The following is a 12,209-nucleotide window of genomic DNA, read 5'->3' as shown; positions in this document are numbered from 1 at the left end:
TAATGAAAATAATCCTGCTGGAACACATACTTACCAGTGGTATAGAGCAGATAATAATACAGGATTAAATAGAGCGGCAATTGCAGGAGCTACTAATTCAACTTATGCCTTAGTGGCTGCGGATAATGGTAAATTTATTCAATTTGAAGTTACGCCAGTTGCAAGTGCTGGTACCACTCCGGGTATGACTACCGCTTCGAATTATTCGTCTGCAATAGCGTCAGCCATTCCAGCTACTGCTAGTCTGACCTTTACGATTACTGATAATAATATCCCGAATGGGAAATTTCACCATTTTGATAATGGTTTTGTAAACTTATTTGATGGTGTTACAACGTATTCTTCTGCGAATAGTAATGATAATAAGTTGCATCCTACGGAATATGACAATACCTCAAGTTTTGCTCAGTCAAATATCAAAAACAATAAGAATTCACCCTTAATGTTTAGGTTTGCCAATAATCAGAATACAGGAACTACGTTGAAGGTAGTATGGTATAATTATGATCAGGGAAATAATAAAACAGGTTTTAAACGATCAAGATTAATCATGGAGCTTTTCAATGGGAATACGCTGGTGCAATCTGCATTTAGTACCGTTCACGCAGATGAATCTGAATCTATCGCTAGAGATTTTTCGGTTACAGCTACGGGTACATTTAATAGAGTAGTTATTAGAACTGCTGATGATACGAAGAAGCACGTAATGATTTCTGAAATTGAAATAAACAATGGAAACACAACCGTTGCAGCAGGAAGTATTTCAACAGACTAATTATTGAAAACACAATATAAAAAAAGGTCTCGACCAAATAATTTGGTCGAGACCTTTTTTTTATGAATAAATTCTAATTATAGATTTTCATTTTATTGAAACTGTTTTATATCATGATGTATATTAATCATTGATCACATCTGTATATTGAGTATTACAAGGAAAACACAAAGGATCTTCATCATTTAGAGCTTCGTTTTTTTGGGTTAGAAATAAAAGAGGATTGATTTCAAATAAATAAGTTTATAATATTTTTCTATCTATAACGATATGTATTTATAAAGCGTATATATTCTGTCACATTGTTTTTTTATTAAAAACAACTTATATTTACCTGATAAATAGTTTGTTATGAAAAGTGTAATTATTGTAAAAGTATCAATAAAAAGTATTATTCTATTATTTTTGTATATGTCTGATAATATTTATGGCCAAGTAGGAGTTGGGACATCAAACCCAGATCCCAGTGCTATTTTGGAATTGAAAGCGGTAAACAGAGGTTTTCTACCACCTAGATTAACGGAAACTCAAATGAATAATATCCAGACTCCGTCATCAGGATTAATTGTTTATTGTAGTAATTGTTGTACAGGAACAGGTCGATTAACATTTTATAATGGTAGCGAGTGGAAGGAGCTTCCACTATGTAATTTTGCTCCATCTGCAGCATTACTGTCTATAGGAGGAACAACACAAGTGGGAGAAGTACTTTCTGCTAGTTTTACCTATATAGATAGTGAAAATGATGCAGCTGGAATACATACTTATCAATGGTATAGAGCGGATAATAATATAGGGTTAAATAGAGTCGCAATTGCTGGCGCTACAGATTCTTTATATAGCTTGGTTGCAGCCGACAATGGTAAATTTATTCAGTTTGAGGTAACCCCGGTTGCAAGTTCAGGTACTTTGTCTGGTGTTGCAACATCTAGTAGTTATGTGGGAGTCATAACGAATTCGGTACCAACTCCATTAATCATTAATAACTCTAGCGTGACAGTTACGGGTGATCATTTTTCAAATGATTTAAACACTTTGCAGGTGTACTTTAATAATAACCTGAATGATGCTGCACCAACAGATGATGGTAACGATGATCACAAAATGCACCATGGAACATCTGTATCCATACCTCTTGGGCAAACTTATACTGCGGCTCATCAGGTGAAATTATATTGGTATCATCCAATGGAGAATAAAAATTGGGGAGTTTATATTAAATTTTTTAATGGAGCAGTTCAAGTAGGAGCAACAACTGCAACACCTTCCGCTAATCTTGATGATCAAGGAAATCAACTACTCACAGCTACCTCCACGGGCAATTTTAACACAATTGTAGTAGGAGCTATTGATAAGAATGGTGGGAATGCCCCAACTGATGGAAGTATCGATGGAGGAAAGGATGCTCGAATAAGAGAAATAGAACTTTGGACGCCAAGCCCAAATTCACAAGAAGTAGAGATAAGTATCAATTAATCTCAATGACCGATACAAGAAGACTAAACAATAAAAAACTCGGCGATAATACCATCAGAAATCATCCAGTGTTCTGGTTTTAATTGAAGGTTTTTTGGGGATTCGATAAAGTACATTTTTTGGAATTTCATGTTTTCCCAAAATTCCTTTTGAAAATCTAAAGGAAAATTTAAAAGTTCCTCTTTATGAATTCCCGAGGCTCTTCGTAAGGATACCATTAACCATTCATTAAAACGATCTTTTGTTGACAGTTTTTCTACCTCCCAGAAGCATGTTTTTTGGCGAATACTTTGAATATATTTAGGATTATTTGAAATATTCCACCTTCTTTCATTACCTGAAAATGAATGAGCCCCTGGGCCTATTCCTATATAGTTTTTTCCCTGCCAATAGGCTTGATTGTGTTGAGATCTTTTTCCCTGTTTAGCAAAATTAGAAAGCTCATAATGGTCATAGGTATTTTCTTGAGCCCATTTTCTAAGATATTCAAAGTCTTGAACGGCTTTTTGATCTTTGATCGGTAAGTTTTTTCCTTTAGAAATCCGATAAGCCAATTTTGTATCAGGCTCCACCGTAAGTGCATAACAAGAAAGGTGAGGAGGATGAAATTTTTTTACAATTTCTAGGTTCTTTTTCCAAAAAGTATCGTTGATTGGGTTACCGTAAATCAAATCAATTGAAAAATTCTCTTTAAAATCAGATTGTACAATATCCTCTAAAGCTTTTATGGATTGATTGGCTTGGTGGTTTCTTCCCATATTTTTGAGTTCTTCATCAAAAAATGACTGAACCCCCATGCTCAATCTCGTAAATCCTAATTTTTTCCAAAATTTCAACTTTTCTGGAGAAATATCTTCTGGATTACACTCTAGAGTGATTTCTTGAATTTCAGAGAAATCAAGGTTTTGTTTTAGTGTATCGACAATAAGTTCTAAGTTAGAATTCTTTAATATTGAGGGGGTTCCTCCACCAAAATAAAGTGTTTCGATACCATTTTTCCATGCTCTTTTCCTTTGTAAAAACTCTTGAATAAGTGCTAAAACCAATTCATCTTCCAAAGCCAAATTAGTTTGAAAATAAAAATTGCAATAAGCGCAAGCTTTCCTGCAAAATGGAATATGAAAATAGAGTGCTGACAAAGGAGTTTTATTTAGCTTTTGAAAGAATCAAACGGATGGTTGTTCCTACGTTTACAGTAGATTTTAGAACATAGATATCTCCATGATGATACATTTCTACAATTCTTTTGGCAAGAGATAAACCTAAGCCCCAACCTCTTGTTTTGGTGGTGAAACCTGGTTCAAAAATGGTTTTAAAATTAGCCAATTTTATTCCCTTTCCAGTGTCTGTGATATCAATATAGATATTCTGATCTTTATCGAAAATGTGTAGTGAAATTTCTCCTTCGCCTTGAATAGAATCTACAGAGTTTCGAATTAAATTTTCGATCACCCAAGACATCAATTCTTTATTGAGGTTTATCGTGTATTCATCAGCTTCGCAAGTGAATTCAAAGTTGATTTTTTGAGAAGAACGCCTTCTGAGATATTGGTAAGCATTTCTGACAACTGGAACGATATTTTGAGGCTCTAAGCCTGGTTGAGCTCCAATTTTAGAAAATCTTTCGGTGATAATTTGAAGTCGGTTTAAATCTTTTTGGATTTCTGCTAATGTTTCATCAGGTACATCGTGTATTTTAAGTAATTCAAACCATCCTAAAAGAGAAGAAAGAGGCGTTCCTATTTGATGTGCCGTTTCTCTTGCCATACCTGCCCACACAAGGCTTTGTTCAGATTTTCTACTGGCAGAAAATGCCCAATATGCCAAGGCAATAAAGAATGCCAAAGTGGTAAAAAGAATATAAGGGTAAATCTTGAGTTTATATAAAACAGAAGAATTGGTATAAAAAATCTTTACTTGGTTATTTTCGCCACTTTCGGGATCCAAAAAACCTTTGATTTGAATGGGTGGATAATCCTTCTCCATATTTCTAATGAGCTGGAGTGTATCAACACCTTCGTCAATATTCAAAGCATTTACGACCTCTTGAGTTTTTTCATTGAAAATGATCATTGGAATGGTGCTGTTGTTTTGCACGATATCCAAAAAGAGATCGATGTCACTACATCCATCTTTAAGATTTTCAATGTGTTGGTAGGCTTTTGCCCAGATTTCTACCTTTTTTACTTCTTCGTATTTGAGTTCCGAAATAAGCGTGTTTGAGTAAATAATCGTAATGGCAACGATACCAAAGGCAGAGATAAAAAACAATCTCTTCCACCAACGACGAAACTGATAGATTGCTTGCACCTGATTTATTCTTTAACCAGATTATAACCAATAGAAAGACTCAAGAAAGTATTGTTTTGAGTGTATCCAAAGTTTTCTGGCTTGACCAATTTATCTACAAAACCGATATGGTATTTGATATTGATATTGACAGATCTTTTTACCTGATATCCGATATTGAAATACACGCCAATATCTCCAAAATTATAATACTTCTTTACATCAATTGCTTGATCAAATTGATCTAAACGTTTTCTTTTTGCAGACATTAATAAATCAAAATCAGCTCCCAAGCCAATAAAGGCTTGGTCTTTAAAACAGTATTCTAAACCTACGGGAATACTCAAATAATTATTGATATAATTTTCTAGAGGAAGATGAAAACTCTCTCTCTGTAGCTGTGAGCGATAATTGAGCCCAGAAACAAAAGAAAATTTACTAAAAACGTTCTTTTTGTAGTAAATCCCGAGCTCCTCCCCAAGAAGACTTTTTTCATTTGGATGGGAAATTACACTTCCTAAATAAACTCCAAACTCTTTGTCGTTCTGTGCTTGAGATGAAAAGAAAAATAATCCTAGGGTTATAATCAATAGCTTTTTCATAGGTAGATTTCAAATTGGATTCTAAAGATAAAAAAAAACAACTGCCTACGGCTATTTCATCTTCAAAAATTGAACTTCTTGGTGTGTTAGTTCTCTATATTGCCCTCTTTTAAGATTCTTTTTGGTAAGTCCTGCATAAAAAGCACGATCTAGTCGATCAATAGTGTATCCAAGTTCTTCAAAAACTCTTCTGATAACTTGATTTCTTCCACTCTTAAATTGCATTCCAATTTCTCTTTTCTTACCTTCTATATATGCCATTTCGAGTGGCTTAAAGAATCCATCTTCTAAATCGATTCCTTCTTGTATTTTATCAAAATCAGCTTTTGTTAAAGGCTTTGCAAGTACAATATAGTAAATTTGAGTGGCTCCATGAATAGGATGCGTCATTTTTCTAGAGACATCACCATCATTGGTAAACAATAGAGTTCCTGTGGTGTTTTTGTCCAATCGTCCAACGGGATAAATTCTTTCGTTACAGGCTTTTTTAATCAAATCCATCACTGTTTTTCGCTCTTCATTTTCAGAAGTTGTGGTGATAAATCCTTTGGGTTTATTCATTACGAAATAACGCTGTTTTTCCCCTTTTATTCTTACTCCATCAAACTGAACAACATCTTTTTTGCCTATTTTGTGACTAAGATCTGTTACTACTTTTCCGTTTACTTTTACTAAACCAGATGTGATGTATTTTTCTACTTCTCTTCTAGAACCCAATCCTGAATGTGCCAAATATTTATTGATTCGCATTAAATCTTTGTTTTTGGCAAAAGTTCCTTTTTTAGGTTTTGAAAATTTCCTTCCTGCTATTCTTTTTTTATCTACAAATCGCTTAGAACCCCCTTTCTTGTCATCAGAATTGTTGTCATCAGAATTATTGCGTTTGTCGTCAGGTGAAAATTCTTTTTTCGATGAAAATTTATTTCCTTTGTCAAATCTTTCATTTCCAAAAGATTCTCTATTTCGTCTTGAACTAAACCCTTTTTTTGAGCTGTTTTTTTTAAAATTTTTTCTCATAATTTGTTTTTTGGCACAGTGGTTGCAAATATGTTTTTAGGTATTGATTTTTCATAAGTGAAAAAAACTAGGTTAAGAGGAAAAGAGGATTGCGAGAGTAATCCTCTTTTCATTTATAACACTTTTTCTATTACACTTATTAAGCAATCGAATCCCCATTATTTGCTTCACTGTTGGGTTCCACGAAGTAGAGTTTTCCATCTTCTTTTTCAGATAATAAAATCATTCCTTCACTTTCTACTCCTCTCATTTTTCTTGGCGCTAGGTTTACCAAAACCATCACTTTTTTACCGATAATTTCTTCTGCATTATAGTGTTCTGCAATTCCAGAAATTATTGTTCTTTGATCTATTCCTGTGTCCACCTTTAATTGAAGAAGTTTTTTGGTTTTTTTCATTTTCTGCGCTTCCAAAATAGTTCCTACTCTTAGGTCCATTTTCATAAAGTCGTCAAAAGTTGTTTCTTCTTTTTGTGGTGTCACTTGGTTGTTGTTTTCTTGTTGTTTTTGTGCTTTAGCTTCCAGCTTTTGCACTTGCTCTTCAACCGTTGCGTCTTCTACTCTTTCAAATAATAGACTTGCCTTGTTTATTTTATGACCTGATTTTAGGAGGTCTTTTTCTCCTGCCATTTCCCAAGTAGTATTATCAAAGGCGAGCATGTTCTTGAGTTTTTCGGAAGTATTCGGGATAAACGGTTCAGCAAGAATTGCTAGTTGGGCACAAATTTGCATAGAAACATACAAAATGTTTTTAGCTATTTGTTCATCTGTTTTATAATGCTTCCAAGGCTCTTCCTCTGTCAAATATTTATTACCCAGTCTTGCTAAAGCCATCATTTCTGATTGAGCCTCGCGAATGCGGTAACGTTCCATAGACTGTTCTACTTTTGTTTTAAACTGAGTAGAAAGCTCCAAAGTTTCTAAGTCTCTTTTTGATGGATTTTCAAAATGAGGTATTTCTCCTCCCCAATATTTATTAATCAAAACTAAAACTCGATTCACAAAATTTCCAAAAACCCCTACAAGTTCGCTATTGTTTTTTCCTTGGAAATCTTGCCAAGTAAAATCGTTATCTTTTGTTTCTGGGGCGATTGCTGTAAGCATATATCTCAAAGAATCTTGTTTTCCTGGGAATTCCTGAAGGTATTCGTGCAGCCATACTGCCCAATCTCTTGAAGTTGAAATCTTTTTCCCTTCGAGATTTAAAAATTCCATTCCAGGAACATTGGAAGGGAGTACATAATCTCCATGTGCTTTTAGCATAGATGGAAAAATAATACAATGGAAAACAATATTGTCTTTTCCAATAAAATGAATGAGTTCCGTATTGTTATCTTTCCAATAGTCTTCCCAATTTTTGTTATTGGCGGTTGCCCATTCTTTGGATGCCGAAATATATCCGATAGGAGCATCAAACCATACATAAAGTACTTTTCCCTCGGCGTTTTCTACAGGAACTTTTATTCCCCAATCTAAATCTCGAGTAACTGCTCTGGGTACCAATCCTTGATCAATCCATGACTTGCATTGTCCATAAACATTTACTTTCCAATCATCTTGATGCCCCTCTACAATCCATTCTTCAAGCCAATCAGAATATTTATCTAATGGTAAATACCAGTGTTTTGTTTCCTTTTTAATAGGTTTTGCTCCACTGATAGTAGATTTTGGTTCAATTAATTCTTCTGGAGATAAGGAAGTTCCACATTTTTCACACTGGTCACCATAGGCTTCTTCATTTTTACAATGTGGGCAGGTTCCTTGAATATAACGATCGGCAAGAAATTGTTTTTCTTGTTCATCATAATATTGCTGAGAAGTTTTTTCAATAAATTCTCCTTTTTCATGAAGGTTTAAGAAAAATTCTTGAGCCGTTTCATGGTGTGTTTTATTGGATGTTCTAGAATAGATATCAAAAGAAATTCCAAATTCTTCAAAGGAATCTTTGATGATGTTGTGGTATTTATCAACAATTTGCTGAGGCGAAACACCTTCTTTTCGAGCCTTCATGGTGATTGCCATACCGTGTTCATCAGAACCACAAACAAAAAGTACATCGTTGTTTCTGAGTCTTTGGTATCTTGCAAAAATATCTGCAGGAATATATACTCCTGCCAAATGCCCAATATGCACAGGTCCATTGGTGTAAGGCAATGCAGCCGTTATGGTAAATCGTCTTTTTTCCACAGTTTTATCTATTTTTTTGAATCAAAAGGCAAAGTTACGGCTTTCCAAATTGATAGCCTCTACTATAGAACGGAAAAGGTTTGCATATTTATTATCCAAGCACTTGTTATTTAATGAAAATACAATATTTTTACCCGATGAAAAAAGCACTAATATTTTTTTTATTTCTTATTGGAATAAATACTTACGGACAAGATTTTACTAGTGGAGTTCAATATAGCTCTGCCAATACTGGTTTTTTTGTTAATGTTGGATTACTTACACCACTTACTGACGGATACACAAAAATACTACTCCATACAGGAGTTTCTTTAGGAATTGAGGAAGGTTATACTCCTGGCCCATACAAATCAACAAAAATCAGTAATTATATTAAATCTGAAATGGCTGGTCAAACATTAAAAAGTTACAGTTTATCAGATTTTGATATTGGGCTTACCTATTCTTTTGAGTTAGGAGGAATGATTGATTTTGCTGATTCTGAATTCGCCATCGGAGGTGGAGTCAAGATTTCAAGATATACTTCTGCAACAGCCAATTATCGAGTAAATTCTCAGACAAAAGGATTTGCTCTTATCACCAATCATGCTCAAACAATTTCTTACGAACTTACTGACGAAGGTAGCTGGGCTTTAAGTCCCATGTTTACATTTGCTTACCATGGTTTCTTTATGTCCTATTCTCCTCAAACTTGGGATGAATTAGAAACAATCAATCACACATTTTGTATTGGAATGCGCATTCAAGACTAAAAATAAATGTGAGTTAGGAATGATTAATTCTCTCAGCACATCGGATTCCGTCCAGAGCAGCAGAGAGAATTCCACCTGCATAGCCTGCTCCTTCTCCACATGGGTATAAATTTTCTACTTGAGGATGGGTCAGTTTTTCTGTATCACGAGGGATTTGGATAGGTGCTGAAGTTCTAGATTCTACACCCACAACATTTGCCTCTTCTGTGTAATATCCTTTCATTTTTCTACCAAAAGCTCTAAAACCGTCTTTAAGTCTTGAAGCAACAAAATTAGGAAGTACTTCATCCAGAGAGCTCGGTGTAAGACCAGGGATATAAGAGCATTTATTCAAATTTGTGGAAACCTTACCTTCACAAAAATCGGTCATTCTTTGTGCTGGGGCTTTTTGTGTTTTTCCACCTATTTCCCAGTTTTTTTGTTCAATAGATTTTTGGAAATTCAAAGAGGTAAAAGCACCATCTTTTTCAAAATTTGGTAACTGGTGGGGATCAATACTTACCACAATTCCCGAATTTGCATATCGAGAACTACGGGTAGAAGCACTCATTCCATTCACAACCACTTCGCCATTTGCTGTTGCTGCGGGAACAATATGACCTCCTGGACACATACAGAATGAATAAACACCTTCTCCTCGTACTTGCTGTACTAATGAATAAGCAGCAGCAGGTAAATATGAAGAACGTATATCACAATGATATTGAATAGAATCAATGATTGTTTGTGGATGTTCTACACGTACTCCTAATGCAAAAGGTTTGGCAATCAATTCCCAATTTTTCTCACGAAAAAGCTCGTAGATATCTCTTGCCGAGTGCCCTGTTGCAAGAATACAGTGTTTTCCTTCAAAGGTATTTCCGTGTTGATCCTTTACTGAGTCAAATGCACCATTTTTTGAAATTATGTCTGTTACCCGTGTATTAAAATGAAATTCTCCTCCGCAATCGATTATCATTTCGCGCATTTTTGCAATAATCTTAGGAAGTTTATTTGTTCCAATATGAGGATGAGCATCCGTGAGAATATCTTCTTTTGCTCCAAAGAACACAAGAATCTCCAATGCTTCCATTAAATTTCCTCTTTTGTTTGAGCGGGTGTAAAGTTTTCCATCTGAATAAGTACCTGCTCCTCCTTCGCCAAAGCAATAATTAGAATCTGGATTTACCTCGTGTAATCTATGGATAATCCCTAAATCTTTTCTTCTTTCAATAACATCTTTTCCTCTTTCTAAAACAATGGGTTTTTTACCTTGTTCTATCAGTTTGAGTGCCGCAAAAAGTCCTGCAGGACCACTTCCAATAATTATGGTTCTTTCTGCATTCTCCACATTTTGGGATGGAAATTTATAAGAGCGTTCAGTATGTTTTTCTCCATTAAAGAACACCTGATACTTAAGGAGGATTTTCACTTTTTTACGAGCATCAATAGATTTTCTAAGAAGTTTAATTCCTTGAATTTCTTTTTTATTGATTCTTAGTTTTTTGGCAATATGAATCTGATGACTTTCTGTAAAATGAGCTTGTTTAGGTGTCAAGCTTATTTGAACCTCTTTTGGCATTGTGTAGTAAGTAAGGTGTATATTGTTTTATTCGAAGGTAAGAATGAGATGAAGGCCACGAGTTTTTACGTTATCAAAAATATCGTAATAGGGTGTTCCATTATCAACTTTTAAATCGGTAAGTCCGTAAACATATTTAGCTTCTATACCTAGTTTAAAAAATTCAAGGTATAAGTCCACTCCCATTCCGAAATGTAAGCCAAAATCCAGAGGTTTAAGGTTTAATACTTCAACTTCTTCCACTTTTTCGTCTGATGACATATCTATTGTCATATGTGAACCTGAGAAAATATAAGGTCTAAAATTACCTCTTCTCATGGCTCTGAATTTTAAAGTAAATGGAATATGCCCTAAGGCTGCTTCGTCTAGCTTTGTCAAAGTTTCAATAGAAGTAGGAGGTAAGCCTGGGATATTGCTGGTCTCGAGCGTACGGTATTCAATAGATCTGTTTACCAAAATAAGGGAAGGTGTAAATCTTAGATTGAAGTGTTTGTTGAGGCGTAAATCTGCAATAAATCCTACATTAAAACCTGAAGACTTAACCGTTTCAGCTGTAAGAATATTGGTTTCAGAGATTTTGTCATTGAATTTTAAATTCAATCCGTCATTTGTTAAACCTACTTGGAAACCAAAATGATAAGGTTTTTTATCTAATTTTGGAATATTCCAAATTCGCTTTCTATCCTGTGCCATTAGTGCTGAAACAGAAAATAGAAAAACTAGTAAAAAAAGTCCAAAATTAGATTTCATATCCTTCATAACGTTTTTGTCTATTAACTTATTGCTTAGTTCCCGAGTAGATACTTGCAATTCCCATGGTTAGAGGTCTGCATTTTGGCTCTAAGTAACCACAATTTGTCATAATATCCAAAAACTCTTGTCCGAAAGGAAAAGCGGCTACAGATTCTGGTAAATAAGTATATGCAGAATCGTCTTTTGAAACCATTTTCCCTATTCCTGGGAGTATTTTGGTAGAATAAAAATTATAAAACTGCTTAAAAGGTGTTGTTGTTGGTTGAGAAAATTCCAAAACATATAGGAATCCACCTGGTTTTAATACTCGGTGTATTTCTTTTAATCCTTTTTCGAGATTTGCAAAATTCCTTACACCAAAGGCTACCGTGATAGCGTCAAAGTGGTTGTCTGGAAAGGGCATTTCTTCTGCATCGCCAAGGATGAAGTTTACGTCATTATCTATCCCTCTTTCTTTGAGTTTTTCTCGACCTACTTCTAGCATTCCTTCGGAGATATCTAAACCAGTAATTTTTATACCTGGCTTATGAAGTGTAATAGCTAGATCTCCTGTTCCTGTGGCAATATCCAAAATATTGTTTACAGAATTTTGATGAAGCATTTTCTTTACTTTTTTTCTCCAACTTACATCTATTCCCATAGAAAGTACACGATTGAGTAGATCGTATTTAGGAGCAATATTATCAAACATTGTTGCTACTTGCTCTTTCTTTCCGTCTTTGGAATCTTTGTAGGGTGTGACAGTTTTTTTCAAGGTCTTATGATTTTGTGACAAATATACAGATTTGTCATAAGACCT

At 34.6% G+C, this 12,209-nt stretch carries 11 protein-coding genes; 3 read left to right on the top strand and 8 right to left on the bottom strand.

The annotated features are described in order from the left end of the window. Both N4A45_01515 and N4A45_01510 read left to right on the top strand, forming a co-directional pair. The coding region (locus N4A45_01515; GenBank protein MCT4663894.1) for a hypothetical protein at positions 1-775 on the top strand (775 nt) is incomplete at its 5' end. Between the two features lie 351 nt (positions 776-1,126). Continuing rightward, entirely contained in the window at positions 1,127-2,251 is a 1,125-nt protein-coding gene (locus N4A45_01510; GenBank protein ID MCT4663893.1) for a hypothetical protein, read from the top strand. A gap of 23 nt (positions 2,252-2,274) precedes the next feature. Here N4A45_01510 and hemW read toward each other — a convergent pair whose 3' ends face one another. From hemW to metG, 5 genes are all read right to left on the bottom strand, one after another. Beyond that, on the bottom strand, positions 2,275-3,390 hold the full coding sequence (hemW, locus tag N4A45_01505; GenBank protein MCT4663892.1) for a radical SAM family heme chaperone HemW: 1,116 nt from the start codon (positions 3,388-3,390) through the stop codon (positions 2,275-2,277). A gap of 7 nt (positions 3,391-3,397) precedes the next feature. Next, entirely contained in the window at positions 3,398-4,561 is a 1,164-nt protein-coding gene (locus tag N4A45_01500) for an ATP-binding protein (protein MCT4663891.1), read from the bottom strand. 5 nt (positions 4,562-4,566) lie between these two features. After that, positions 4,567-5,142 carry a hypothetical protein gene (locus N4A45_01495; protein MCT4663890.1) on the bottom strand — a complete coding sequence of 192 codons (576 nt, stop codon included), beginning with the start codon at positions 5,140-5,142 and terminating at the stop codon, positions 4,567-4,569. Positions 5,143-5,193: 51 nt separating this feature from the next. After that, entirely contained in the window at positions 5,194-6,159 is a 966-nt protein-coding gene (locus N4A45_01490) for an rRNA pseudouridine synthase (protein MCT4663889.1), read from the bottom strand. Between the two features lie 139 nt (positions 6,160-6,298). Continuing rightward, the gene (metG, locus tag N4A45_01485; GenBank protein ID MCT4663888.1) at positions 6,299-8,344 is read right to left on the bottom strand and encodes a methionine--tRNA ligase; all 2,046 of its coding nucleotides are present in this window, start codon (positions 8,342-8,344) and stop codon (positions 6,299-6,301) included. 137 nt (positions 8,345-8,481) lie between these two features. On the opposite strand from metG, the gene N4A45_01480 reads away from it, so the two are divergent. Then, positions 8,482-9,096 carry a hypothetical protein gene (locus tag N4A45_01480; protein MCT4663887.1) on the top strand — a complete coding sequence of 205 codons (615 nt, stop codon included), beginning with the start codon at positions 8,482-8,484 and terminating at the stop codon, positions 9,094-9,096. A gap of 13 nt (positions 9,097-9,109) precedes the next feature. On the opposite strand, the gene N4A45_01475 is transcribed toward N4A45_01480, so the two are convergent. From N4A45_01475 to ubiE, 3 genes are read right to left on the bottom strand one after another with little or no spacing between them, the layout of a single operon-like run. Continuing rightward, on the bottom strand, positions 9,110-10,657 hold the full coding sequence (locus tag N4A45_01475) for an FAD-binding protein (GenBank protein ID MCT4663886.1): 1,548 nt from the start codon (positions 10,655-10,657) through the stop codon (positions 9,110-9,112). A gap of 27 nt (positions 10,658-10,684) precedes the next feature. Next, positions 10,685-11,407 carry a PorT family protein gene (locus N4A45_01470; GenBank protein ID MCT4663885.1) on the bottom strand — a complete coding sequence of 241 codons (723 nt, stop codon included), beginning with the start codon at positions 11,405-11,407 and terminating at the stop codon, positions 10,685-10,687. 28 nt (positions 11,408-11,435) lie between these two features. After that, positions 11,436-12,164 (bottom strand): bifunctional demethylmenaquinone methyltransferase/2-methoxy-6-polyprenyl-1,4-benzoquinol methylase UbiE, encoded by a 729-nt coding sequence (ubiE, locus tag N4A45_01465; protein ID MCT4663884.1) that lies wholly within the window; start codon positions 12,162-12,164, stop codon positions 11,436-11,438. Between the last annotated feature and the right edge of the window lie 45 nt (positions 12,165-12,209).

The organism is Flavobacteriales bacterium, from assembly GCA_025210805.1.
GTDB lineage: Bacteria > Bacteroidota > Bacteroidia > Flavobacteriales > CAJXXR01 > JAOAQX01.
This window is presented reverse-complemented; position numbering and strand designations above follow the sequence as displayed.

Bases quoted from the DNA above. Each gene is read 5' to 3' on its own strand.
- N4A45_01510 (MCT4663893.1), top strand. From the start codon at position 1,127: ATGAAAAGTGTAATTATTGTAAAAGTATCAATAAAAAGTATTATTCTA.
- N4A45_01495 (MCT4663890.1), bottom strand. From the start codon at position 5,142: ATGAAAAAGCTATTGATTATAACCCTAGGATTATTTTTCTTTTCATCT.
- N4A45_01490 (MCT4663889.1), bottom strand. From the start codon at position 6,159: ATGAGAAAAAATTTTAAAAAAAACAGCTCAAAAAAAGGGTTTAGTTCA.
- N4A45_01480 (MCT4663887.1), top strand. From the start codon at position 8,482: ATGAAAAAAGCACTAATATTTTTTTTATTTCTTATTGGAATAAATACT.
- N4A45_01475 (MCT4663886.1), bottom strand. From the start codon at position 10,657: ATGCCAAAAGAGGTTCAAATAAGCTTGACACCTAAACAAGCTCATTTT.
- N4A45_01470 (MCT4663885.1), bottom strand. From the start codon at position 11,407: ATGAAATCTAATTTTGGACTTTTTTTACTAGTTTTTCTATTTTCTGTT.